The organism is Granulicella sp. L46, from assembly GCF_009765785.1.
Taxonomy (GTDB): Bacteria; Acidobacteriota; Terriglobia; order Terriglobales; family Acidobacteriaceae; genus Granulicella.
Genome location: NZ_LMUT01000007.1, coordinates 54602 through 80424, shown reverse-complemented (window position 1 = coordinate 80424; position 25823 = coordinate 54602). Strand labels below are relative to the sequence as shown.

General features: G+C 58.6%; 19 protein-coding genes, 2 tRNA genes and 1 pseudogene. 4 read left to right on the top strand and 18 right to left on the bottom strand.

What is annotated here, in order from left to right; genetic code table 11:
* Positions 1-100: 100 nt before the first annotated feature.
* Both GSQ80_RS05555 and GSQ80_RS05550 read right to left on the bottom strand, forming a co-directional pair.
* Positions 101-1855, bottom strand: coding sequence for a glycosyltransferase family 39 protein (locus tag GSQ80_RS05555; RefSeq protein ID WP_158786664.1), 1755 nt, complete (start codon positions 1853-1855; stop codon positions 101-103).
* 239 nt (positions 1856-2094) lie between these two features.
* Positions 2095-2475, bottom strand: coding sequence for a rhodanese-like domain-containing protein (locus GSQ80_RS05550; protein ID WP_158786663.1), 381 nt, complete (start codon positions 2473-2475; stop codon positions 2095-2097).
* 1022 nt (positions 2476-3497) lie between these two features.
* Between GSQ80_RS05550 and GSQ80_RS05545 the strand changes: the two are divergent.
* Positions 3498-3707: pseudogene (locus tag GSQ80_RS05545) on the top strand (hypothetical protein); the annotation flags it as partial.
* A gap of 20 nt (positions 3708-3727) precedes the next feature.
* On the opposite strand, the gene GSQ80_RS05540 reads toward GSQ80_RS05545, so the two are convergent.
* The 9 genes from GSQ80_RS05540 to lon form a co-directional block, all read right to left on the bottom strand.
* Positions 3728-3814, bottom strand: a tRNA-Leu gene (locus GSQ80_RS05540).
* 183 nt (positions 3815-3997) lie between these two features.
* A complete protein-coding gene (gene kduI, locus GSQ80_RS05535; RefSeq protein ID WP_158786662.1) occupies positions 3998-4828 on the bottom strand; it encodes a 5-dehydro-4-deoxy-D-glucuronate isomerase in 831 nt (276 codons plus the stop codon).
* A 20-nt stretch (positions 4829-4848) separates the two neighbouring features.
* Complete coding sequence (locus tag GSQ80_RS05530) at positions 4849-5394, bottom strand: hypothetical protein (RefSeq protein WP_158786661.1); 546 nt, start codon at positions 5392-5394, stop codon at positions 4849-4851.
* Between the two features lie 69 nt (positions 5395-5463).
* Entirely contained in the window at positions 5464-6480 is a 1017-nt protein-coding gene (locus tag GSQ80_RS05525) for an Asd/ArgC dimerization domain-containing protein (RefSeq protein WP_158786660.1), read from the bottom strand.
* Between the two features lie 40 nt (positions 6481-6520).
* Complete coding sequence (gene pssA, locus GSQ80_RS05520; RefSeq protein WP_254059459.1) at positions 6521-7357, bottom strand: CDP-diacylglycerol--serine O-phosphatidyltransferase; 837 nt, start codon at positions 7355-7357, stop codon at positions 6521-6523.
* Entirely contained in the window at positions 7357-8016 is a 660-nt protein-coding gene (locus GSQ80_RS05515; RefSeq protein WP_158786848.1) for a phosphatidylserine decarboxylase family protein, read from the bottom strand. Before GSQ80_RS05515 ends, pssA begins: the two co-directional genes overlap by 1 nt.
* Positions 8017-8091: 75 nt before the next feature.
* Positions 8092-8553, bottom strand: coding sequence for a ribosomal protein S18-alanine N-acetyltransferase (gene rimI / locus GSQ80_RS05510; protein ID WP_158786659.1), 462 nt, complete (start codon positions 8551-8553; stop codon positions 8092-8094).
* On the bottom strand, positions 8553-9197 hold the full coding sequence (gene tsaB, locus GSQ80_RS05505) for a tRNA (adenosine(37)-N6)-threonylcarbamoyltransferase complex dimerization subunit type 1 TsaB (RefSeq protein ID WP_158786658.1): 645 nt from the start codon (positions 9195-9197) through the stop codon (positions 8553-8555). Before tsaB ends, rimI begins: the two co-directional genes overlap by 1 nt.
* A 65-nt stretch (positions 9198-9262) precedes the next feature.
* A complete protein-coding gene (gene lon / locus GSQ80_RS05500) occupies positions 9263-11713 on the bottom strand; it encodes an endopeptidase La (protein ID WP_158786657.1) in 2451 nt (816 codons plus the stop codon).
* A gap of 359 nt (positions 11714-12072) precedes the next feature.
* Between lon and GSQ80_RS05495 the strand changes: the two genes are divergently transcribed.
* The 3 genes from GSQ80_RS05495 (at position 12073) to GSQ80_RS05485 (ending at position 14120) form a co-directional block, all read left to right on the top strand.
* Positions 12073-12157 (top strand) — tRNA-Leu (locus GSQ80_RS05495).
* A 26-nt stretch (positions 12158-12183) separates the two neighbouring features.
* The gene (locus tag GSQ80_RS05490; protein ID WP_158786656.1) at positions 12184-12510 is read left to right on the top strand and encodes a DUF3467 domain-containing protein; all 327 of its coding nucleotides are present in this window, start codon (positions 12184-12186) and stop codon (positions 12508-12510) included.
* 5 nt (positions 12511-12515) lie between these two features.
* On the top strand, positions 12516-14120 hold the full coding sequence (locus tag GSQ80_RS05485) for a glycosyltransferase family 39 protein (RefSeq protein ID WP_158786655.1): 1605 nt from the start codon (positions 12516-12518) through the stop codon (positions 14118-14120).
* A gap of 21 nt (positions 14121-14141) precedes the next feature.
* Here GSQ80_RS05485 and GSQ80_RS05480 read toward each other — a convergent pair whose 3' ends face one another.
* The 7 genes from GSQ80_RS05480 to GSQ80_RS05450 form a co-directional block, all read right to left on the bottom strand.
* Positions 14142-16286, bottom strand: a complete 2145-nt coding sequence (locus GSQ80_RS05480; protein WP_158786654.1) for a prolyl oligopeptidase family protein — start codon at positions 16284-16286, stop codon at positions 14142-14144.
* A gap of 69 nt (positions 16287-16355) precedes the next feature.
* Positions 16356-16835: a GNAT family N-acetyltransferase gene (locus tag GSQ80_RS05475; protein WP_158786653.1), complete on the bottom strand. Its 480-nt coding sequence runs from the start codon at positions 16833-16835 to the stop codon at positions 16356-16358.
* 91 nt (positions 16836-16926) lie between these two features.
* Positions 16927-18066 (bottom strand): aminofutalosine synthase MqnE, encoded by a 1140-nt coding sequence (gene mqnE, locus GSQ80_RS05470; protein ID WP_254059458.1) that lies wholly within the window; start codon positions 18064-18066, stop codon positions 16927-16929.
* A gap of 54 nt (positions 18067-18120) precedes the next feature.
* The gene (locus tag GSQ80_RS05465; RefSeq protein WP_216850148.1) at positions 18121-20157 is read right to left on the bottom strand and encodes a hypothetical protein; all 2037 of its coding nucleotides are present in this window, start codon (positions 20155-20157) and stop codon (positions 18121-18123) included.
* Between the two features lie 184 nt (positions 20158-20341).
* Entirely contained in the window at positions 20342-22027 is a 1686-nt protein-coding gene (locus tag GSQ80_RS05460; protein WP_158786651.1) for a hypothetical protein, read from the bottom strand.
* A gap of 265 nt (positions 22028-22292) precedes the next feature.
* On the bottom strand, positions 22293-22799 hold the full coding sequence (locus GSQ80_RS05455) for an NADH-quinone oxidoreductase subunit B (protein ID WP_216850159.1): 507 nt from the start codon (positions 22797-22799) through the stop codon (positions 22293-22295).
* Between the two features lie 320 nt (positions 22800-23119).
* Positions 23120-25783 (bottom strand): HD domain-containing protein, encoded by a 2664-nt coding sequence (locus GSQ80_RS05450; RefSeq protein WP_158786649.1) that lies wholly within the window; start codon positions 25781-25783, stop codon positions 23120-23122.
* Between the last annotated feature and the right edge of the window lie 40 nt (positions 25784-25823).

The window sequence follows — 25823 nt, the reverse complement described above, 5'->3', positions numbered from 1 at the left end:
CGGAACCTGCTAATGAACTGCACGTCCCTGCTCGCAAGGTTGAAGATTGGCAGAGCGGACGATGCAGGAGGACTGCATTGTTCTTATAGGTTAGCAGCGGTCATGGATTGGAAAGTGGCGTATAGCGCACGACGTACAGCGTTCCTGGTGTGCGTGCGAGCCAGCGGGAGTAGTGCGCTGGAGCGAAGGACGCGGGACCGTAGCAGGAGTTGGGATCGAAGGAGACGCCGTAGAGGGCGTGGATGTGTGGCGTGTAGTCGTACCAGAAGACCTTGCAGGTATTGGGCGGCGGCGGAGGGGTGAGAACATACGCATGCGCGGGAACGACGATGGTGGGGAAGTTGATGTGATCGGAGTGCTGAAGCTCGACGTCAAAATTATGTTCCCAGCCATTGTCAACGGAGGTGTCGGGAATGCCCGCGGAGTGCACCTCGGCGGCGAGGGTGACACGCGCGCGATAGAACGCAAATGTGTTGTGGGTGTGAACGACGCCGAAACCTGCCATGATCGCTACGAGTAGAACGCCGGCTACGGGGATGCGGGGACTGATCGTGTCCTGGTAATAGCGGACGAGACAGAGAACGAGAATGACCAGAGGCGCCAGCATGTAGCGATCGAAGAGCAGGTTGGTGGCGCGTGGAATGAGCAGCAGCGTATACGCGGTGGTATAGGGCGCGAGTAGGATCGCCAGTTGCTTCCAGGAAACACGCGGGTAGGGGGAGACCGGTGTCGAGATTTCGGAGGCACGGGAACGAGCGAAGGATGCAAGCAGTCCCAGCAAGCCTCCGATGGAGATGATGGTGATGAGGATCTGCATTACGGTCGGGAGGAAGATGGGGGGTTCGCCAAGAAGGTCTGTGCCTTCATGGATGCTGTGAATGCCGACCCAGCCGCCGCGCGCTCCGGCGGTGGGCTCGAGAAGGAAGTCCGGATGGGAGGGTTTCAAGTGGATGGCGAACAGGAGGTAGATGAGCGAGATGGCCGCAATCATAATCTGAACGCGCGAGCGGCTCTTACGAATCTGCGGAAGGAAGAGAGCGAAGAGCGGGAGGAGGAGGAAGGGCACGTCGAGAAAGGTGTGGACGAACTCGCCGATGGTGTGGGCGATCTCGCCGATGGGATTGGCGAAGGGGAAGACGGTGGGGATGAGGTGCTCGGGAATGGAGTAGGGCTGGTGTTTGAGCCACTGGAGGCAGACGACGATGAAGAGGACGCCGGCGAGTGTGGCGGCGACTCCGGCGATGACCACTTGCCGGCGCGAGCGAAGGAGCCAGAGGGTGGAGGGCAGCATCACGAGAATGCCGAGCCATGCGATCTGGCGGGAAGTTCCAAAGATCGCGTTGGTGATCACGGCGAAGACGAGCCAGGCGATGGCACCGCGATCAGTGGCGGATTGCAGGGCGCGCAGGCAGCCGTAGAGGCAGATAACGATGGCGAAGAGGCCGGTGATGTCGGTGAGGAAGGTTGCGGAAAGTACGAGGTAGAGAGGCGAGAGTACGAGGGCGAGGGTGCCGAGAGTGGCATTGCGCTCGGAGATGCCGACGCGAACCAGGATGCGCTGCAGGACGAAAGCCATAACGCAGGCATTCAGAATGGTGCTCATGCGCACGACGGAGTAAGAGAATCCGAAGAGCTTGACGAAGGCGGCGGCGAAGATGAGTTGCCAGACAAGCATGGGTGCGGCCCAGCCGGTGTATAGGATGTGGCCGGTGGTGGCGAGAGTGTGGACCATCGAGACATAGGGACCGTCATCGGAGATTCCCATTTCAGCGAACGGATGGCTGATGAGTTCGCACACCAGCACGCTGACGGCGCAGAACAAAGCTGGAATGCGGAACCTGCGAACGAGTTGCAAAGAGTCTCCGGGCAAGGCTAAAAGGTTGAATAGGTTGAGCGATGCAGGGCGTCTACCCGCGCTTACAAGATAGTCCGATCATCGATGCAGCGCCGATGGGCAGCGGACAACGTATGGGGCGCCGCGGGCACGGAAGGCGAGCGAGAGGTCGAGTGCTGGCGCGAAAGCCCTCAACCGGGTGTCGGCCGTACAAAACATCCATTGTTGCAGTGTAGTCGGGATGGAAAGCGGAGGAAAGTCTAGACTTGAGGTTGATGGCGGAGGATGAGGCGGGCGGCGCGGCTGTAGGAGCCTAGACTGAATGCCTTGGCATAGCCCTGGCGCTTGAGCCGCTTTGCGGCCAGCTCAGAGCGCAGGCCGGTGCTGCAGTGAAGGAGGAGAATCTGGTTCTTGTCCCGGGCAAGCCGGGGGACGTAGTTGTCTAACTCATTAAGCGGTAGATTAATGGCTTTGGGGAGATGGCCCGCATCGTATTCGGAGGGACTACGGACGTCGATGAGCAGACCACCCTGATTTTGGTACTCGCGGGCATACTTAAGCGCTTCGTGGCTGGAGCGCCAGAGGCAGATGTAGGCAGCCACGAGCACGAAAAGTAACGTTGCAGGAAGTAGGAGACTCATTGGTTTACCATCTTTGAGGGCATTAACGGAGCTCATTACCTGTTGTACAGCGGGATGCACCAAACGGGTGAAGCGTTAGGAGAATCGAGAGAAGTTCTGCCTGTTCTAACTTGAGAGTACCGGAGAAGTTCCGGATGTGCGTAGTGGATTCCGAGGGATCAGCTGGGCAGTGACTTTTCGTGTCGTGAGGACAGCCGCACGTAGAGTATAGTTCGGGAAACTGCAGACTTTTCAGAACAAAAAAGCGTCATGTGAGCGTGAGGATTTCGACATACACACGGCCGAGGCGGCGAAGCCTCCGTGCTACTTCAGCGAGCGCGTAAGAGCCGCCAACAACGGGACCGCGCGCATCCCGGTCGCAATTATACCCAGAGTAAATAGCCAAGACGCAGTGCTCCCAAACATCAACGAATGACAATCGACGGGACATCGTGGATGCCCGATGTATTCTCGAAGCAATGGGCGGAGACTCAATGCTCCAAGAAGCAATAACGGCCGTCGTTTCATTGCCCGCCTCCGAAGGAAAGCCACTCAACCTTTCATCAGAACGATACCAAACTCGCTCCCGCAAAACGGCGTTTTCGGAAACAACGTCTCGAACTTGGCGAAAACCCGACTTTACAGGCGGGTGCCGATATGCCTCCAACGCCCCTCCTTCTGAGTTGTCCTAACTTGCAGCCAGCCAATTAATCGTCACTGATTTCCGATCCCGAACTGCGTCGACGGTTTGGCACTCATTGTGGGAATGCGCATGCGCACGGCGTTTCGCAAATAGCGGGTCGAACTTGCCGAAAACCTGACTTCACGGACGGTTGGCGGAGTCCGCAGCCTCTCATGGGGGCTGGAGGGCACTTGGCCCAATCAGAAAATGAGCGACCGTTCTTTTTTGCGGGACTAGCTAATGAGTTCGGGCTCTGCCGATTCCGGTAAGAAACGTTGGGGCGCAGTGATCTTATAGGCATACCAGGCGATGAATCCGCTCAAAGCAAGGGTGATCACGCCGAGGATGCTTCCATGATCTCCGTCACTCCTGCGCAACGCTTCTCCTATCGCTGGGAGTTGCAGCGAAGCTCGTTCAAGAGACCTTGGGTCATTCAAGTTATCAGCTGACCATGGATACGTACTCACACATGATTCCGTCACTTAGGAATGAAGTCGCCGATCGAATGGACGAAATCTTCGTAACTACTGTCACGGAAGCTGTCACGCCACCCTTAGCGACCGTGAACTGAAGCCAAACTGTTGAATTGATTGGTGCCGGGAGGGGGGGTCGAACCCCCACGAGGTTGCCCTCGGCGGATTTTGAGTCCGCTGCGTCTGCCAGTTCCGCCATCCCGGCCCGGCCCTGCGCGATTGTGCAGGTTGAGGCGTGAGGAGCTACTGATTCTTGAATCGATATCGCAAGTCGCGACTGAGAATCGGTAGCTCTACTCAGGTTTAGTATCGCATAGCCTTGCGGCCGATTCCAATTCGAGCGAGCCGACTGGATGAACGTCGGCGCCGACTTCCTCTCCGGGACGGTTTACTTTAAGTCAGCGATCGTCAGAAGGTCCATGTCGTCATATCGCTGATTCTCGCCGCCCATGCCCCAGCAGAAGCCGTAACTTTTTGTGCCGACGCCGGCGTGGATGCTCCATCCCGGCGATATCGCTACCTCTCGATCACGCACGACCAGGTGGCGTGTCTCGGTGGCGGGCCCCATCAGGTGGAGCACGCGCTGCGACGGATCTACATCGAAGTAAAAGTACACCTCGCTGCGGCGCATGTGCGTGTGCGGCGGCATCGTGTTCCAGTTTGATCCGGGTGCGAGCAGAGTAAAACCCATCACCAACTGGCAGCTGCGAATTCCGTCGAGGAAGATCGCTTTATAGATCGACCGCTTATTGCAAGTTTCCTCGGAGCCAAGATGGACCGGCTCTAAATCGTTGAACTTGGCCAGAGTGGTTGGATAGACCGCGTGGGCGGGATAGCTAAGCAGGTAAAACACCGCGGGCTTGGTGGCGTCGCTGCTTGCGAAGGTCACGGATTTACTGCCGCGACCGACGTAAAGGCAATCGAGTTTCTCCATCGCGAAGGAAGCACTATCCACGGAAACGGTGCCGGAACCGCCTACGTTCAACACACCTAACTCACGACGCTCCAGGAAATAATCGGCGCGAAGTTCCGGTTGCGTTTCGAGGGTCAAGGTTGAATTCGTCGGAACGGCGCCGCCAATGACGGCTCGATCCAGGTCGACATAGCGCGTTTCGATCTCTCCTGCGCGAAAGAGGTCCTCGAGCAGAAACGTCTCTCGCAATTCGGCGTTTGTCATGGTTGGGTAGCGAACGGCGTCCGCCATCTGCACTATCTTCATACTCAATTCCTCACGTTTTACTAGGGCTGCGCTTCGGGCTCACGCACCTTGACGACGTAGATGGTGATGGTCTGGCCCGGCGCTTCGATGGCCTGGTGTGGCGTGCCCGCCGGGATGTGAATGACATCGCCTTTATGCAATACGTGGGGGGTTGCTCCGTCGAGGCCTGTACCGCGCACTTCGCCATCGGGTTGATCTTTCGGGTTGAGCAATGTGCCACCCGTCATCTCGGTTCCCTCGCCCGCTATCACGAAAAGGAAATCGGCATAGTGCTGATGGAGCTCGCCGCCACCACTTTTGGTGCGTGCGGTCAGCATCGTGTAGTGGCCCTTATAGTTCGCGAGCGTGATTCCTGTGCTGCCGTTTCCTGCGCGCGCCTTGGCCAGGAGCGCTTCGCCCTGCGCGGCCAGTGCGTCCAGATTTAATACTTCTGGCGAAGCCTGAATGACGGGAGCGGCGGGTGGCGTAGATGGCGTCGCACCCTGCTGGGAATGCGCCAGAAGCAACGTCGCGCTAATCAGCGCCGCGCCCACGCTCGCGCTCTTTGCTAGTCCTAATAGCTGCATGTTGATGGCCTCCTTCAATATCCATTCCAGAGCATACGAGAGTAGGTACGCGGTCGTCAGCCTACAAGGCTACTGAACGCCACTTGCCGGCCTCAATTGCAGTAGTTCCAGGGCGCAGGCAGCGGCGTTGCGTGCGGAAAGGCGGAGGTTGTCGGCTGCCATCCACAACCAGAACGCGCTTCCCTTCTTGCTTTCAGACGCGGTGACACGCAGGAGGACCTCACCCTTCCCCGCAGCGATTTCATTGCTCGGAGACTCATCCTCGAGAAACTGGGGCTGACCTTCGACGAGCATCTTGCGCAGGGCCTTCTCGTCCATCTGCTGCGAGGTCTCCACAAACACCGATGCTGTGTAGCCATGAAATACCGGAGCCTGGAGTAATTGCAACGCGACAGAATCAGCCGCATCCTTGCTGGTTAGAATCTCGATGTGGCGTCGAATGGTGTCGCGGGTATTCTCAAGATTCGCCTTCGCCACTGATCCGAGAGACGCTAACAGATTGAACGCCACTTGTGCATCGTAGACATCTTTCGGCAATGGCTTGAAGGACAGCAGGCTCACGGTCTGCTGATGCACCTCTTCCACTCCTGCGTTTCCAAGTTGGGACGCTGGCTGCAACACGGTGGCGGCCATGCGCTCCAGGCCGACCGCACTCAATGCCTTACTTGCGAGCGCAAGCATAATCGCCGCTGGTTGAGCTGACACCTCGGCGATCGTTGCCAGGTCGGGTCTGGCGCCACCTGAGACGAGCGGTGAACGCACTTGAACGTGGGGCTGCCCTTCGAGTGCACCCGTGAGGTCGACGATGGCTGCTCCGGCTGCATGGGCGGCCTTCCAAAACTGCAGCGCCGTCGCACCTTCGCTTGCAAAGAAAACCACATCGATGCCGACGAACGAATCGGCTGCAATGGTCTGGATGACCAGGGCCTCATCGCCTGCCGCTGTAATCGTTCCACCGGCATCTTCAGCGTCGAATAGCGTGATATCCCACAAAACTTCTGTGGCACCACTCAACTCTTCGGCAAGCTCTTTACCCAGCAGCGCCGACGCGCCGACAACTGCTCCGCGCCATGTTTTCCCAGCCATCTTTAGTCCTCTTTTGCTTTTTGATGCAGCTCTCTACCGATCAAACCGCATGGAATCGGCGATTCCAGGAGTATGCAAGCCGCGCCATCACCCCCGAAACCAGGTAGCCGAGAGCGATGACCAATAAGGCGATTTGATCCCATTCAACAATGATGCCGATCACCACGACTAACAAAACCAGCAAGCGGCCCGGCTTGCGCGTGTTGGTGTCGATCTCCTTGCCGCTCCAGAAACGCCAGCTGCTGACCATGAGAAATCCAACGAACGCGACCAGCGCCAGCCATACCAGCGAGAGCCACAAGTTGTGGACCGGCGACCCCCCCTCAAAATGAATGACGGCAGCGAGGACGCCTGCGCCTGCGGGGATTGGCATGCCGACAAAGTATTTTCGGCCAGGTCGTCCGGGATTGCGGGGCTGCGGATTGACGCTGATATTGAAGCGCGCCAGGCGGCAAGCTCCGCAAATCAGGAAGAGAAAACATACGACTACGCCGAAGTGCATCACGCGCGCTTCAATCTCGGGATGGATCGAGGGCGGGAGCTGGCGCACTCCCCAGAGGTAAGCGAGCAGGCTGGGAGCAACGCCGAACGTGATCACGTCGGCGAGCGAATCCAACTCTTTGCCGAAGGCGCTGGAGGTATTAGTCATGCGGGCGATGCGGCCATCCAATCCATCGAAGACAATCGCAAAGGCTATCGCGAGAGACGCGTGATCGAATGCAGCGGCGGACAATGCGGGGTCGGCCATGACCGAACCGCGGATGCTCTGCATGATGATGTAGTACCCCAGCGCGATGCTGCCTGAGGTGAACAGCGACGGCAGCACGTACATGCCGCGCCGCGCTGGATGCATTCGTTGCGCCTCAGCCTCGGCCATTAGCTCCGTCCATAGGAGGATTTTTTCGCCGTGTCCTCACCATAACCCGGCAGCACACCCAATATGGATTTGCCACCCTGCACGCGATCGCCCGGCTTCACGCGGAGTTCGACATCAGCAGGCATCAGCACATCCACGCGGGAGCCGAATTTGATCATGCCCATCCGCTGCCCGCGCTGTACGACGTCGCCGGTCTTCACATTGCAGATAATGCGTCGCGCCAAAAGTCCGGCAATTTGCTTGAAGCTAACGCTATTTTCCCCATCCTCGATCACGATCAGCGTCTGCTCATTGAGGATTGCTGATTCCGGACTCATGGCATTCAGGAACTGACCCTCGCGATACTCCATTAGTGTTACTTTGCCGCTGATTGGCACGCGATTGACATGTACATCGAAGACGCTGAGGAAGATGCTGACGCGGAATCGGGCGCCCGCCGTGGTCTCAATCCATTCCGCTTCTTCCACCTTGCCGTCACCGGGGGAGACGATCAGACCAGGTCCGGCAGGGATTTCGCGGTCTGGATCACGGAAAAATATCAGAAAAAACACCGCAAGCAGGAATGGAATCGCCGTCAGACTGATCCAATGCGTCCCAAAATAAACGATTACTGCGACGACCAGCAGCGAAACTCCGTAATAAAGTCCATCCCGAACCATAGGCAACGATTATACCTTCGCGCCCCTCAACCTTCTGCGAAGTGTGGTGACCTTGATCGTATGCAGCATTTGACGTTATAGCCGAGCAGCCATCAGCACGGCATCCTCGGTCGGGTTGCGATAATATTCCCGGCGGCGGCTCTGCTCCAGAAACCCGAGCGAGCGGTAGAGCGCCAAGGCACCGTCGCTCGATGCCCGGACCTCGAGCTCGAGCTCGCTTGCTCCGTTTCGCGACCAATCCATCACCTGCTGGCAAAGCGCCTTGCCGATACCCTTGCGGCGTACCGACGGGGAGACAGCCACGCTCTCGAGCTCCGCCAACTCACCCGTACGGCTGGCAACGGCAAATCCAACGATGCCTCCGTTGCTTTCCGCCACAAAACTCGCGCGCTGGGGCTCGCTCCCCTGCTCGCCGCTGAGAGCTGCCAGCCATAGGGGGTGGGTCCAATGCGGCGCTTCAGCGCAGGCTTGTTCGATTGCAAGTATGGCATCCAGATCAGCGGGTGACGCGCACCGTATTAGCCAATCGGCGGACATCAACCGACCGCCCCAGCTGGTTTCCGGTAGATGTCGCTCTCCTGCCGGACGTAGTTGGCGTCCGTAAGCGCGACATCGCTTCCACCCATGCGCAGCTTGCGTAAGACCGCGCCCCGAGCGTCCGATGCGTGCAGGGTATGGAGGATTGTTTCGCAGCCTTGTAGCTGATCGACCAGACGGCTCTCCGCCAAAGCGATCCGCTCACCATGGCACTGTCGTTGGAGATCGCCGGTGGTGCAGAGCCACTCGCGACCTGTGCTGACCTCGCGCACGTAGACCTCAGAGCGTCCGGCGTCGAGTGCAGCATAGCCATCAGCCAGACCGGTTGCGTTCGCCAAAACCTCCAGGCGGGAGACGGCTGCCATGGGAAGTGCCGCAGCCTCGCAAAGCCCCTTGGCTGTCGCCAGGCCAGCGCGTATGCCTGTAAACGATCCCGGTCCATGAACGATGCCAATCGCATCAAGATTCCGCAGCTGGCTTCCTGGCTGCGACTGCAGAAGCCGGCGGATGGCGTCGATAATCTCTGCCGAGGCGCTTCCGCGGGCGAGATCCCGAGTGGCCAATACCTCTTCGCCACAAGTTAACGCAATACCTGCGGTCTCTCCGCAGGTATCGATCAGCAGCAGTCGTTCGTCTTGGGTCAACGTCCTATCCACACTCCGAGCATACCGCGCGGCGGGCTCTACGGACCGCTGGAAGGCAAAGCCACTTACTCTACCGCGGCGAGGACCTCTTCACGAACTTCTTCGTCCTGGGCTGCCTCGCCGATAGTTTTCGGCAAGGCAACATCCAGTACGTCTTCAATCCGCGAGGCATAGTGGATCGTCACACCGTCAATCTGATCGGCGGACAGATCCTCTTCCACGTTGGTCTTCACGTCGATCGGCAGAATCACATCGCGCACGCCAGCCCGCTTGGCCGCAAGGAACTTTTCCTTGATGCCACCAACCGGCAGTACGTTGCCGCTCAGGGTAATCTCACCCGTCATAGCCAGCAGCGGATGAATCGGCCGATCCAGCAGCAGGGAGACTAGCGCTGTCGCCATGGTGACACCTGCGCTTGGGCCATCCTTCGGAATCGCGCCCGCAGGCACGTGGATGTGCAGATCGATGTCCTTGAGCACATCGTCATCCAGCCCTAAGGAGAGCGCGTTTGACCGCACCCACGTGAGGGCCGCCTGCATGGACTCCTTCATGACATCGCCGATCTGGCCCGTCATGGTGAAGCCGCCCTTGCCCTTCATCTTGTTGGCTTCGATGAAGAGCACATCGCCGCCTGCCGGTGTCCAGGCGAGACCGACCGCTACGCCGGGACGCTTAGTCCGCTCGGCGATTTCGGTGTCGACGCGCACCTTGATGCCGCCCAGAAATTCGTGGATGACCTCAGGCGTGACGATCAGCTTCTCGGTGCGACCTTCGGCAACCTGGCGCGCCGTCTTGCGGCAGACAGTGCCAATAAGCTGCTCCAGGCGCCGCACACCGGCTTCTCGCGTGTAATGGCGCGCGATCAGGCCTACGCTCGCGGTCGGAAACTCGATGATCGCGTCCTGGCCTTCCTTAGGCTCGATGCCGTTCTCCTTGATCTGGCGCGGAATCAAGTAGCGCTCGGCGATGTTGACCTTCTCCTCTTCGGTATACCCGGTGAGTTCGATGATCTCCATGCGATCGAGCAAAGGGGCCGGGATCGTGTCCAGCTGGTTGGCCGTGCAGATGAAGAGCACCTTGCTTAGATCGAAGGGCTGATCGAGGTAGTTGTCGCGGAAGGTGTTGTTCTGTTCCGGGTCGAGTGTCTCGAGCAGCGCACTCGCAGGGTCGCCACGGAAGTCGCGTCCCAGCTTGTCAATTTCGTCCAGCATGAAGACGGGATCGTTAACTTCGACGCGCTTCAAGTGCTGGATGATCTGGCCTGGGAGCGCGCCAATGTAGGTGCGGCGATGACCGCGGATCTCCGCCTCGTCGTGCATACCGCCGAGCGAAATTCTGGAGAATTTGCGTCCAAGGGCGCGCGCGATGCTGCGACCAAGCGAGGTTTTGCCCACGCCCGGAGGCCCGACGAAGCACAGGATCGGCCCCTTCATATCCGGCTTCAAACGCCGGACGCTCAGGTAGTCGAGGATGCGGTCCTTCACCTTCTTGAGGCCATAATGATCCTCGTCGAGGAACTCTTTGGCCTTCTTGATGTCGACCTCACTGGACGAGCTCTTCGACCAGGGCAGAACCGCTAGCCACTCCACATAATTGCGTGTGAGCGAGTAGTCTGCCGCCGCGGGATTCATCCGCGCCAGGCGGGCGAGCTCCTTCAGGGCATCCTTCTTGGTCTCCTCCGGCATGCCGGCGGCTTCAATCTTCTCCTTGAGGTCAGCAACGTCCTTTTGGGTCTCGTCGAGATCGCCCAGTTCCTTCTGGATGGCCTTCATCTGCTCGCGAAGGTAGAAGTCGCGCTGGGACTGCTGAACTGAGTCCTGAACTTCGCTCTGGATCTTGTTGCGCAGCTGCTGAACGCCCAGCTCCTTGGCGAGGTAGCTGTTGATCATCTCCAGCCGCGTCTTCACATTGGAGGTCTCGAGCAGCTCCTGCTTCTCGGCCGTGGTGAGGAAGGGCAAGCTGGCCGCGATGAAGTCGGCCAGGCGCGACGGCTCCTCGATATTCAGTGCAATGGTCTGCAGGTCGTCCGAAAGGGTCGAAGACGACGTAACAATCTCCTGAAATTGCGCGAGAACGTTCCGCTGCAAAGCTTCGGCCTCGGGCGAATGCTCGGGAATAACCTCGTCCAATGCGGTGTAATTTGCCGTCAGAAACGGCTGTGTTTGGTCAAATTCGCCCAGGCGGACGCGTTCCATGCCCTCAGTAAACACAAAAAGGCTCTGGTTGGGCATTTTGACGACCTTGTGGACGGTCGCGCGGGTGCCTACCTGGTGCAGATCGCCACCCTCGGGCGAGTCCTGGCGTGCGTCGCGCTGAGCTACGACCAGGATGGTCTTCTCCTCACCCAGCGACTGGATCAGCTGGATAGAGCTTTCCCTGCCAACCGTCAACGGCAAAACTGCATGCGGGAATAGAACCGTATCCCTAACTGGGAGAACAGGATACGCTCTGCCTTTGCCTTCGGTGCCGGCGGACTTGCTGGTCGGCTTGATCACGCTTACAAATTCATTTGCCATAATTGAGTGTTCCTTTATCAACTTTCTTGAATAGGATGCACTAGGATACGGTTTGGACGCAACCCTTTTGCTCCGGACGCCATCCCGTCCGCCGGCTCCTAAGCAGCCGTCCCAGAGTTCATCGGCGGTTTGCCGTCCTTCGCTAGGCCCTATCTTCCCTACGCCCGGATTCTTCATCGATTGACGCTCGTACTGCTAATCATGGATACGGAATCTGGCAGCAAAAGTTGGGGGCAATTTTCAAGTTCCTTCGTATTGCTTCATGAGATGCGCGGCGATGTCGGCGCAACCAATCAAAATAGGGCAATTCCGACGTTCCGTTGCAAGCCGCCCCGCAAGCCGTTAGGCTTAGATTGATCGCGGGAGTGGTGAAATGGCAGACACGCAGGTCTTAGAAGCCTGTGCCCGAAAGGCGTAGGGGTTCAAGTCCCCTCTCCCGCACCAGTATTCAGTATCCGGAAAGCAGCGACATGAGCCAGACCATCACGCAACCCGATAACACGCGAATTACGCTTGAAAAATCAGCGGATTACCGCGATTCCTATGCCAATAGCGTCCAGGTACGCCTCTCCATTTGGGATTTTTTCCTGGTATTCGGGACGCTCGAGCAGGAGACGCCAGACCAGGTGCGCGTGGATAACTTTCAGGGTATCTACCTCAGCCCGCAGCAGGCCAAGGCACTGGCAAACGTCTTGAACCACAACGTTGCCCAGTACGAGCAGAGCTTCGGAACGATTTCCTTGGAAGGGCCTGGCGTTCAGCGCTTCGCCGTTCCCTCCAACGGTCCCGTCCACTAACTATCGTGGAATCTCCCTCCGATCGAGTTCGCCAGGCGTGCGCCCAATTCGCGGCTCTGCCCGGACTCCTCCTGTTTTTATTGTTCTTCGCAGCGGTTGCCATCAGCCACCTGACGCTGCTGCAGTTGCCCTACTTCTGGGATGAGGGCGGCTACTACATTCCGGCGGCCCTGGACTTTTACCATACCGGCCAACTGGTTCCTCACTTCACCAACGCCCACCCGCCCCTGCCAAATGTTCTGCTCGGCAGCTTGTGGCATATCGTTGGCTACCATATTGTGGCCACGCGATTACTGGTGTGCGCCTTCGCGGCTGCAGGTCTTCTCGCCATCTTCCGGCTCACGCAGCGGCTGCTAGACGTGCCAGCCGCCGTCACGGTCGCGCTACTCACGGCCGTCTATCCAATTTGGTTTGCGCAGAGCTCGCTGGCCCATGCCGACATCTTCGCCGCAGCCTTTACGCTCTGGGCTTTTGCGCTTTATCTTCCGGGCGCGACCAGTGATGCCCCGCGATATCTTTCCGTGGCTGCACTTTTCTCGCTGGCCGCGCTGTCGAAGGAGACTTCTATTCTTGAGCCGGCAGCACTGGGCGCACTCGAGTTGGCGTTGCTTTTTCGTGACTGGCAAAACCCTTTGCTGCGGCGCCGTCGTCTCGGCTGGATCGCCGCCCTTTCTTTTCCGTTACTCCCACTTGTGGCATGGTTTGCGTACCACCACCATGTCACCGGCTTTACGTTTGGCAACCCGGAATTTCTCCGCTACAACGCGACCGCCAATCTCACTGCCGCGCATGTCTTGCAGGCGGTGCGCTATCGCTTTCTGCATCTTTTCTGGCAGCGCAATATCTGGATGCCCATTGTGTTTGCGCTCGCCTGCCTCTTTCTGGCGCGACGAGATGATGCTCCGAGGTCACTGACGCCCAGCGCTCGAACTACGATTGCCGTGCTGGTGGTCGCTAACTGGCTCGCCTTCTCGGTGCTGGGAGGGGCGCTGCTGACTCGTTACCTGCTGCCCATCTATCCGCTCATCCTGATTGTCTGCGTCGATCTATGGCGAACCCACACCCGACGCTGGCCCTTCCTCGCGGCCGCGACTGGCGTCGCATTCGTCAGCGCGCTTTGGGTGAATCCGCCCACGTCCTTTGCTCCTGAGGACAACCTCACCTATCGCGACATGATCGTGGTGCATCAGGAGGCGATCGATTTCGTCGCCCAACACTATCCGGACGCGACCGTGCTCACCGCGTGGCCGGTTGCCGCTGATTTATTTCGTCCGGAGCTCGGTTATGTAAAAACTCCGATCAAGGGGATATCGATCGACGATTTTACGCTACCGCAGATTCGAAAGGCCGCGCAGGAGCCCGAGCGCTATGACACTGCCATTGTCTTCACGTCGCACTTCGTGTCGCCGGCTTTCCGCAGCTACCTGATGAGCCATCCCAACACACGCCGGGGCAAGGAGTTTGCCGTGAGCCGCGACCTGATGCCGGCTGAGATCGCAGCGCTGCTTGGCGGTGAGATCGTCTGGCAGGATGACCGCGGCGGCGAGTGGGCTGCCGTGTTGCGCTTTCATCGCAGCTACGATGCCCTGCTAATGCCGCTGCGGCGGTAATTCTTCTGCTGCCAGCCGCTGCTACTTTCCGCCCGTTTCATTCCAGAGAAAACCAACTTCATCCGCCATGTCGCTGACCAGTTGATCGACGCTGATCCCGGCGCTGTGTCCGTTCTTCACGTCGTAGTGGAGAAGGACGGGCCGGCGGTCGGCCTCTGGCTCGGCCATCACCGTCGCCTGCATGAGCGCCGCCATCTTGCGCGCGTGCAGAGGAGCGACACGGGTGTCACTGTCGCCGGTAAAGAACATGATCGCAGGATACTTCACACCGGGTCGTACGTTCTGATAGGGCGAGTACTTCAGAATATAGTCAGACTGCTGCGAATTTTCGGCGGAGCCATACTCGGTCGTCCACCAGCGTCCCACGAGGAACCTCTGGAACCGCGACATATCGAGCAGCGGATATCCGCAGAAGATGGCGCCAAACAGGTCCGGGCGCTGCGTCATGGACGCGCCCATGAGCAAGCCTCCATTGGACCGGCCCGTGATTGCCAGCCCTTTGCTGGTGGTGTAGTTATTCGCGATGAGATACTCCGCCGCGGCATACCAGTCGTCGAAGACATTCTGCTTATGCTCAAACATTCCAGCCTTGTGCCAGGTCTCACCGTACTCCCCGCCACCGCGCATGTTGGGCAGCGCGAAGAAGCCGCCCTGCTCCATCCACCAGGCATACTTCGCATTGAAGCTCGGCGTTTCGGAGACGAGAAATCCGCCATAGCCGGTCATCATGACCGGCGCGCTTCCGTCGCGCACCAGGCCTTTGCGACCGGCGATGAACATGGGCACGCGCGTTCCGTCCTTCGAGGTGTAGAAGACCTGCTTCACTTCATACTTGTCGGAATCGAAGGGCACCTGCTCCCGGTTCCACACCGTCGATTTTCCGGTCGCAATGTCATAGTGATAGATTGTCGGCGGCACGGTGAACGAGGAAAAGTTATAAAACCCGATCTTAGAATCGGCGCGCCCTCGCACCACCGTTCCAGTTCCGATCGTCGGATAGGCAATCGCGCCAAGCTTCTTTCCGTCGAGACTGTATATAGTGGTTTCCGACTTCACGTCGACCAGACGCCCGATGAATAGTTTTCCTCCAGCGATCGAGACTTCGTCGATCGGGCTCTTGCCTTCGGGAATCACCACGGGCCAGCTCTTCGTTGTCGGATCCCCAAGACTTGCCCGCAGCACCTTGCCATTAGGAGCGCCAAAGTCCGTGCTGACAAGCATGCGATCACCGTCAAGATGCAACTGGAAACGAGAGTCAATTCCGAAAACCAACGGTTCGAGCTTCGCGCCGGGTTTACGCAGGTCCTCTAGCAGGATGTCTTCGCGCGTCGACGGCACACCGTGGGCGATCGTCACAATCAGCCAGTGCCCGTTCTCAGAGACGTGGCATCCCACCAGATCCAGCGGACCCAGCTGCTCCCGGTTATAACTGCCTGCGAGGACTTCAACATCTTTGTCGGCGGGTGTGCCCAGAGCATGCGAGAACACCGCGCTGCTTCCGCTGGTGACGATCTTGGAGTAGTAAAGCGTTTTGCCATTCAGGCTGACACCCATATAGCGGGCGAGTGGAAGCATGTCGCTCAGCGTCTGCTTGGTGTCCACATCCAGCAGGTGGATTGACTCTTCGTCGGCCCCGCCACGACGCTCGCCGTAGACCAACAGTTTGCCATCCGAAGAGACGTCCGAGATGCTCACTGATGCGTTGCCGTCGGCGCTCAACGTGCCCGCGTCGATCAGCTTGATCTCGGGTCCTTCGAGTCCATCGCGGAAGTAAATAGAAGCCTGATTCTCTGCCGCCAGGCGCTTGGTGTAGAAGAGCCGGCCGTGTCGTTCTGTCGGCGGAGTCACCGAGTCCACGCGCTGCATCTCGGTCAACCGCGTCACCAGCCGTTCTCGCAGCGGTTTGATCTGCGCAAAATAGGTATCGGCGTATTGCTGTTGTGCCTGGATGTAGGCTCGCGTATCTGCAGCCTTCTGATCTTCCAGCCAGCGATAGTTGTCGGTAATCTTATGACCGCCAACATCCTCGGTCACCGGCTTAACGGTGACAGCCGGCGGAGGCCCAAGAACGACCCCGTTGTCTCCATGAATTGCTACTGTTTGAGCACTCATCGTTCCTACGTACCCGCCCAACATGATCGCTACCAGCGCAGAGCCAAGTTGCATCCTAGTCTCCTGAAAAATTCTGATGACCTCAATGTATCGCAGACGGTACGGATCGGCCGCATTTCGACATCATTCGTCGGCTGAATGCAGAGGCTTGTGGAATACCCACGCATCGATTCCCCGACCATAAAAATCATTCTCCCGATGAGACCGCACGAAACCGCGGCCGGCGTAGAAACGTATCGCCGGCTCATTTCCGGTGAAGACATGGAGCACAACAGCAGCACAGCCCTCACGGAGAGCCTCTCGCTCCACTTGCTCCATCAACTGCCCCGCAACGCCCCTACGTCGATATCCTGGAGATATATCTAACGTGACGATGTAGCCGAACCGCCCCTCTTCGGTTTCCTCGATATCCAGGATGACGAAGCCCACCAACGCGTCGTTATCTTCCGCAATGACCACTCGCGCTTTTTTCGCTTCGGCAAAACGTCGCATCGCGCCGCGGGAAAAGCGGAATGGCTTATCGAAGCACTCCACATCCAACGCATGCATCGCGTCCAGATCATTCACGCGATACGGACGTAGTGTGATGCCCACCTTCTTCACCCATCATCAACGTCACCATCGCAATCCGTTCAGCGCTGATTCGGCTAAATGGTCTTCAATACATGCGCAGAAGGTCTTAGTGCCGCCCTCGCTACACCGCGACGGTGAAGCTGTCTTCGCTGCGTGTTACCGCGCGGTAGAGGGTGTCGCGCTCAAACGGAATGCGCCCTGCCTCGGTGATGAGTCGGACCAGATCCTGGCGCCGCAGGCCTTGCGGCGTATTCGCGCCCGCGTCATGATAGATCTTCTCTTCCACAACCGTTCCGTCGATGTCGTCCGCGCCGAAACGCAGCGAAATCTGCGCCATCTTCGGCGTCACCATCTGCCAGTAGCTCTTGATGTGTGAGAAATTATCCAATAGCAAGCGGCTGACGGCAATCTGCCGAATGTCCGTCATGCCACTGGACTTGGGTAGATGCCCGAGCGCCGTATTGTCCGGATGAAAGCTGAGCGGAATAAATGTTTGGAATCCGCCGGTGTCGTCCTGCACCTCGCGCAGCTTGAGCAGGTGGTCGACACGATCCTCATCGTTTTCGATGTGACCGTAGAGCATCGTCGCGTTGGATCGCAAACCAGCCTTGTGCAGCAACCGAGCCGTCTCCAGCCACTCGCCGCCGTCGATCTTGTGGTCGCAAATAATATGACGCACGCGGTCAGCGAAGATCTCGGCGCCGCCGCCAGGGCAGGAGTCCACGCCCGCTGCCTTCATGCGCTCGATCGCCTCTGGAATCGACATCTTTCCAATCTTTGCCAGGAAGGAAATCTCCACCATCGTGAAGGCCTTGATGTGGACCTTAGGGTAGCGCTCTTTCAAGCCTCGCACGAGGTCCATGAAGTACTCGAACGGTAGATCAGGATGCAGACCGCCAACAATGTGAAACTCGGTGACCGCCTCTGTGAGCCCCTGGCCGGCTGTCTCCCATGCCTCTTCCAGAGCCATGGTGTAAGTGTCGGCCTCACCCTTCTTTCTGCCGAACGCGCAAAGCCTGCACGACGCCATACAGACGTTCGTAGGATTGATGTGCCGATTCACGTTGAAGTACGCGACATCGCCATGCATGCGCTCACGCACCAGATTCGCCATCCAGCCGACGGCAAGGATGTCTCCGCTGCGATACAGGGTAAGACCGTCATCGAAGCTGAGACGCTTTCCTGCCTGAACCTTCTTCGCAATGGGTTCAAGCGAAGGGTCGTCGGTCTGAAACGAGTGGCGTGGGCGTGGCGTGGACATAGTTGCTTCCATACTTCTCTATTCTAGCGCCGTTATGTGCCGCCGGTTCCAGCGCTATTGAGAGCCCGCTCCAGCACTGCTTGCCTTAGGCGCAGTCCCGGAGAACTGCTTACCAAACTCCGAGTCCACCATCTTCGGTTGAATAACGACGCCGTCATACAAGGTGGCGGCTAGCAGATGGGTGCCCATGGGCCGTGCAAAGCGCAGCCTCCAACCGGTTTCCCAGTATCGGACCGTGTGATCTGGAAGCTGAACCGCAAAGACCATTGTCGAGTTGGCTGTGGTCAGCAGTATCCGATTGCCGGTGCGATCGAAGTAGATTCCGTCTACCTGTGGAATCTCCAGGTTGTGGATTGGCCGCCACGTGGCGCCACTGTCTGACGAATAGAAGACGCCCTCCCGGCCGCCCACCCAGAGATTCATGTTGCCATCGACGGCAACGGCGGAGATCTGTGTGAGCGCCGCAGGCAGTGCGAGGGATGCCCATCGAGCGCCTCCGTTCGTGGAGAGCGACATCCGCTTCAGGCCCGCTGCCAGCATGATTCCCCGCTCCACGGCAAAGAAGCGCACCTCGCCCATATGTAGCGTCGACATCGGAGTCCACGCAACGCCATCGTTCTCGCTGTGCACGAGACCGTCGGACGTTCCGGCAAAGGTCGAGACGTTTCCGTCCGAAACCATGGAATAGACGATCGAATCGACCATGGGCTGGTTCGTCAGGCGACTATCATCGCGCGAAGGTACTGCAGATTTGGCAGCCGGCCGTTTCTCGTGCGATACATTTTTGAGCCACTGGCCTGTGTTCACCCAGATCTCGCCTTCCAGTCGAAAGATTCCGTGGGTGGTTCCGGCGAGCAGCGTGCCTGCAGGCGTCGAAGCAAGGCTGTACACGTCGCGTCCGTTCAGACCTACGCTATCCTGCCGCCAGTGAACACCGCCATCGACGCTCTGGAAGACGCCGCCTTCCTCTTTGTCGTTCACCACACCGGCGTAGACCACGGCAGGGTGAATGGAATCGGTCGCGAATGCCACCACCTGGCGTGCCGAAAATCCCGTGTTTGATTGGTGAAAGCTTGCGGCAAAGTCGTCACTGCGCAGAACCCCTGCGTGGTCGGTCGCCAGCAAGACATGTCCAGAGTCCTTCGGATCGACATAGACGTCGTTCACAATCACGTTGTCAGGAGTCAAGGGGCCCCAGGTCTGACCAGCATCCAACGTGCGATAGAGCCCTTGTGTAGTGCCTGCATATACCGTCGACAGATGACCTGGATCTTGTAGGAGCTTGCGGGTGCGACGAGCTGCCGAGGGAATACCCGGCGCCTTCTTGAACAGGGCGCCCGCGTTAACGCTCTTGTAGATTCCGGAACACGCGCTTAGATAAACGGTCTGGGGCTGGGTTGGGTCTATAAGGATTGAGAACACATCCGAGTCTTCGATGATTCCCTGCTTGATGTTTTCCCAGTGAGCTCCGCCATCGACGGTTTTCCACGGCAGATGCCATGTGCCGGCATAGATGATCTGCGGATTCTTCGGGTCGATCGCGACCGACTGTACCTCATGAATCTCTGTGCTTCCGGCCGGACTGATCTGGTTCCAATGCAAGCCGTTGTCGATGGTACGAAACACCCCCTGCAGCGTTCCCGCGACCATCACGTCGGGGTTGGAATCCGACCGCGTCAGCGACCGCACGGATTGACCATGCATCTGGGGAACGTCATTCCAGGTCTTGCCGCCGTCTTCGCTGATGAACATTCCGCCATCGGGATGATCGACAATCCACGCGCCAACAACAAGGCGCCGTGGGTTCCTGGCGTCGGTGCGAATGTGATCGATGATTAGGTCGTTGCGATCGCGAATTTGACTTAGGCGCGACCAGGTCCCTCCGCCATCACGCGACTCGTAGATCCACCCGCTGGCGGTCCCCAGGTAGAGATGCTTCGAGTTTCCAGGATCCGCGGCGAAACAGCGCGCATCTCCGCCATAAGGTCCTAAGGGAAACCAGTTCGCCGCAGCATGCATCGGAAGGGCAAATGTCCCACTCAGGACGAGGGCAGCAAGCACACGCAGGGACAGGGATTTCAGACTTTTCAACAAATTGCTCCTATTCCATAAGGCTAACCTAAACCTCGTCCATTCGGCACGCACGAAGGGAGCGGGACTTATCTAGCCTGATGCGTCCGGACGGAGCGCGAGGCAGGCAGGATTGTTCACCCTTAAAGTACAACGGCCGGCTGGGATCGCTCCCGGCCGGCCGTTGAGGTTTATTGAGGCAGGTTTACATCGTGGCCGCTGCTGCTGCCGCCTTGCGGCGGCGGCGAGGAGCCGCTGCCTTGCGGGGCACAGCCTTGACCGCCGTCTCATCCACTGGGGTGAGTCCGGTCTGGTCAAGCGTTGCTCCGGCAGGGATCAGCGTGGTGGCAGCCGAGTTGGTTCCCGCAGTTCCGGTGTAGACCGAGATGCTCGAGGCATCCAGACCCTTCTCCGTTACCAGGTAGTTCTTCTCGTTGACCGCACGCTCTGCAGCGCGCTTGTTGGCCCAGTCAGTCGCCATCTGTTCCTTCTTCGGGGTCGACTTACCGCGAACCGGCACAGGAGCAGAGTTACCAACGATCGCAAGCTTCGCGGTCGTGTCACGCTGCGCCGTCAGGGCGATGTCGTCAAGGCAAGCCTTGGCTTCATTGTCCACACGGGTTGGGCGTGCCTTGTCCTTGTCGAAGGTGATGGTGCACAGGCTTTGGGTCACAGGTGCCGGCGGCGGCGGCGGCGCGTTCAGCGTAACCGTCGTTTGCGCGGAGGCAGTCTGGCCCTTGTCATCAACTACGTTGCAGGTCACGGTAATCGTCGTGCCAGGAGCCGCACCGGCCGTCGACAGGGTCGCCGAAGCAGTGTTGCCGCTGATCGATCCAGCCGTAGCGCTGTAGCTGTAAGTCAGAGGACGATTCTGCGGGCTTACGCCAGCAGCCGTGATGGTGGAAGGATCACCCGCATTGAGAGTGCTTGGATTCGCCGAGCAGGAGATGGTCGGCGGCTGGAATGCCGTCACAGTGAACGGCACGGTGCAATCTGCGAACATGCCGGGCTTTGGACCCTGCTCAACGTGACCCTTGACCGTGTAAGTTCCGGCCGAAAGCGTCTTGGTGTCGATCGCCGCAACATTGGACTCACCCGATACCGTACCGCCATCCGAGGTCCACGTGTAGTGCGCGTCCTTCTTGGGGCGTAGGTTGGTCGCTGTACCGGTGACCGTGACCGGGTCGCCAGGATAGATTGTTCCCGTCGGCGCCGTCACTGCGCAGGCATAGGTAACCGGCGGCGGTGGGACTATGCTGCCGAAGTGGAACAGTAGACCGGTGCTCAGCTCCGCGCCGGACAGGTTTGCGCGTCCGCCCTGAAGGTAGATCGCCGGATTTGCCGGACCGAAGTCAATGTGCGTGTAGCGATAATCCGCCTCAAACAGGCGCAGACCGAGGCGATGATTGAAGAAAGGAAGATCGTAGTCCATACCGCCGCCAGCGATTAAGCCAACACCCCACTGGTACGGGTTGTAGCCAACGCCGCCGGGGTTGTTGGGTCCAACGCCATCAACGCCGCCTACCATACCGTGCGCAAAGAGCGTGTAGTTCTGCATCGGAAGGCGGAAGATCGGGCCGGCATAATAGCCGTAAAAGCCGTCACCGTTGCCGTTGGGGTTGGCGATCATAGCGACTTCGCCGCCAAAATACCTGTTGAAATAGTAAGCGCCGCTACCGATGGCGCCCTCATCTACGGAGCCAAACTGTTCACCAGAGGGCTGATTAAGACTGTGCAATCCGTAGTAGGAGTAGCCCGTGAATATGTCTACACGCGATGGATTGGGAGCGTTGGGCATTGTGCTCTGCGCACCCGCGATGGCTACTCCAAAAGTGACCGCACATGCAGCCAGAGCCAACCGGCCGATATTGCGAAATGGGCGATAAGACATTCGACGATCCTCCAAGTCAAGCTTCTAATTCAATGTTCTATGGTTATTTATTAGTGGTTAGCCTTCTAACTATACCTATAACCATTCCCGAAAAGTGTACCTCGAATGCCCGATCGTGCAATAAAAATCTTCAGCAGCCCCAAAGCACCCAGTTCTTCACATAACAACGCTACAGCAACTCCATCCCGTCCTTGTTCCTGATTTCGAGATGAACCCTTTCTGTTAAGGTCCGAATACAGGCCATTTTAGTCCAGAAACTCTGCATTCAGTCCAGATTCAGCGTCTGCCGAACCGTTCCGCGGCTGGCCTGAATCTTCTCTTGCAAAAGCGTGATCGCGTACAACAACTGCTCCGGCCGAGGCGGGCATCCCGGCACGTACACATCGACCGGTATTACTTGATTAACCCCCTGCAGGAGCGCGTAGTTATTAAAAACGCCTCCAGAAGTCGCGCATGCGCCCATAGAAATCACCCACTTTGGTTCGGGCATCTGCTCGTAGAGCCTGCGAATGACGGGCGCCATCTTCTGCGAAACCCTGCCCGCGATGATCATCAGATCGCTCTGCCGCGGCGACGGCCGGAAGACTTCTGCGCCAAACCTTGCAATGTCGTATCTTGATCCACCCATGGACATCATTTCGATGGCGCAGCATGCCAAACCAAAGGTCATGGGCCAGATCGAATTCTTTCGTACCCAATTAACAGCGGCATCCAGGGAAGCCAGCACCACACCCTCAGGTTGGCTGCTTCCCCAGTTCACCTCTTGCACCATCTGGCGGTTCTTTCCAAAGCTTTCCAGGTTACCGAAAAGGTAACGGTCACTCTGCTGCTGAGCCTTGGTCGGCTCACCCATGGTCGCCATCTGGTTGGAAGTTTGGGTCATGATGCTCAGTATACGTTCTCGGAACCCTTTGATCTCATTAGGTTATGAGATTCGGCCCATAATCGGCCATAAAAGCCAGACGCTTAGCCAACCTTTCGTGGCTCCTCAAATTCAAAACTTGTCCCTCGTGTGATGCGGCAGCCCTTGAAGCGGTTGTTCAGGGACAAAATAGTTTGCAGATTGTGAACCGGATTATGGCGAGAGTCGTCTCAGCGGCTGTTCGCCTCAATCGCTTCGATCAACCCCTGATGCAACTCCTTTTCCTGCTCGACTGTCAGCCGTTTGCCTCCCGTCGTGAGATAGAAGACATCGATCGCGGTCTCGCCTTCGGTATCGACCAACGCTACTTCCACGTTGTGCCCCCGCTCACTCAGGGTCGCGCTGATCGCTCGCAGAAGCCCCGGAATATCCTGCGCAATTACTTGCAGGAGCGTGCTGTGCGACGACGCCGTCTCATCGAACTCGATCCTGGTCTCCACCGGGACGAGGGGTGGCCTCCGCTTTGCCCGGCGGCGTCCGCTCAGCAGCTTTTCCACGGACGCACGGCCCGCCACCAGGTCCCGCACACTCGACAGGAAGCGGCCACGCTCGCTCTCATTCAGCTCCAAGGTCTTGAAGGTATCGGTAAACCGAAAGGTGTCCACGACCACACCGGCCTGGTTGGCGAACGCGTCGGCCGTCACTACATTCATTCCCCAGGCAGCAAGAGCAGCCGCCATACCGGCGAACAGTCGGGGCCGATCCTGGGTAACCAGCGTAATCTCGCTCACCGATCCGGACCGTGTGTCTCCATGCTGAAAGGTCATCTGAAACGAGTCGTCCGCAAAATGTTGGGTCATCTCGAAGTGCTGTCGCATCGTCTCTGCAGATCGGGTGCTGACATATCGCTCCGGAAAGCCCTCGAGGAACTGCTCCATCGCTGCTTCCCTGCCCGGCACCAACGAAAGCACGCGGGTGATCTTCTCATCCTTCCGCCAGCCGCCCAGCGCCCCTCCAGACACGCGCGTGTGCACCCGCACCTCGTCAACATTCCTGTCCAGCTGATTGGCCGTCGCAATGTACAGACGCCACAGGTTCTCCGCCTTCCATGGCGTCAGTGCGTCTGGATGTACGGCGGCAATATCGGCGTAGGTGAACAGCGTCAACATACGCAGCGACTCGTGCGTCTGCACCTTACCCACAAACGCCCGAACTGTTTCAGCATCGAAGATGTCTCGCCGCATCGCAGCCGACATCTCAAGGTGTGTCTCGATTAACCGCATCACCACACCACCGTCGTAGGCATCCATCTCCAGTCGACTCAGCACGCTTTGAGCAAGCCGCGCACTCTCTGCCGCGTGATTCTCGCTGACGCGCCCTTTGCCGGTGTCGTGCAGCACCGCGGCCAGATACAAAAGCCCTGGATTCTGCAGCTCTGCAAGGATCGCGCCAAACTTGACGCGCCACTCCTCAACCTCTTTGCGCGCGTCTTTCTTGGGATCTGCGGACAGGCCGTGCAATGTGTCAATCAGCACGAACGTATGCTCGTCGACCGTATACCGGTGGTAGGCGTCCCGAATCACCAGCGCATCAATTCCATGGAACTCCGGCAGGATCAACTCCAGCACACCCAGGGCATGCATGGCGCGCAAGGCGTGTCCCGCGCGCTGACCAACCAGGATCGCACTTAGCTGCCTCCATAACCCCGGCCCTTCTTCGAGGTTCGACGACAGTCTTGGAATAGCATTCGCAATCCGCTCTTCGCTGCTCTGTGAGAGCCGCGCGCCACTCTCCGCCATCGCTCGAAACGCTGCCAGGACGATCTCCGGTTCGTACGCCGCATCCACGCCACCGGAAGACGTCTCCCTCAGATCCAGGACGCCGGCCTTGATCTGGAAGCCGGCTTCCTCGGGCACGCGAATCTTTCGCGCAACCGACGGAGTTTCCACCTCAAGCCCCGCACTCTCCGCCTCCCGAAGCAAGCATTTCTCAATGACCCGCGCGTGACGGAAGTACACTCGCATCCAGTACGCTGCATCGACACTGCCGTGCCCCGGTCCCGGCAACCCGATTCGGTGCTTCGCTGCCCCATCTTGTGCCTGCCAGTCGAGCGTATTGTCGTCGCACTCATGGCGATAGTGGAGGAAGCAACGGACGGCCGCTAGAAATGCCACCGCTTCCTGAAATTCCTCGCTGCTGGGACTCGACGCCACCGCGTTCCCCACGTTCTGCGAATTCTTTCCAGTCCGCAGCCCAACCAGCCACTGGCGGACGTTCGCATCCCGGAGGCCGCCGGGACAATCCTTAATATTCGGCTCCAGGTGAAACAGCGTGTCGCCGAACTTCGCATGGCGCTCGCTGGTAAGCTTCGCCAGCTCTACACCGATCGCTTTGCCATCGCATGACCTCAGCTTTGCGACACACTTTTCTTTTAGTCGGGCGAACACGTCCTGATCCCCGCCGAGCCACCGCAAGTCCAGCAGCGCCAGGGCAAACTCGGGATTCGCCACATCCAGGCGCTCACACTCCCCCGGCGGTCGAGTCACAAAGGAAACCTGCAGGCCGCAATCCCACAGCGACTGTGAAACGCTTCGAATCGGCTCCTTGGCCAACTTCTCCGAGCCCTTCTCCACCGAAAACATCAGGTCCACATCGGAGTAAGGAAACAGCTGTCCGCGCCCAAACCCGCCGATCGCACAGACGGCAACTCCCTTACCCAGTTTCGGATTTGCGGCAACCTGCTCCTCCCAAAACTGCATCACCAGTCCGCCGACCAGTGCCGAGCGGGCGGCCGCTGCCTGCAGTCCATCGCCGCTCGATTCAAAGTTGCCGCGAATCTCTGCGAGGCGCTCTTCATAGACCCCGCGTGCCGAACCCCCCGGCTTTGGATTCATCCCACCGCCGCCCTCGTTCGCGTTGTTTGATAGTCGGTTC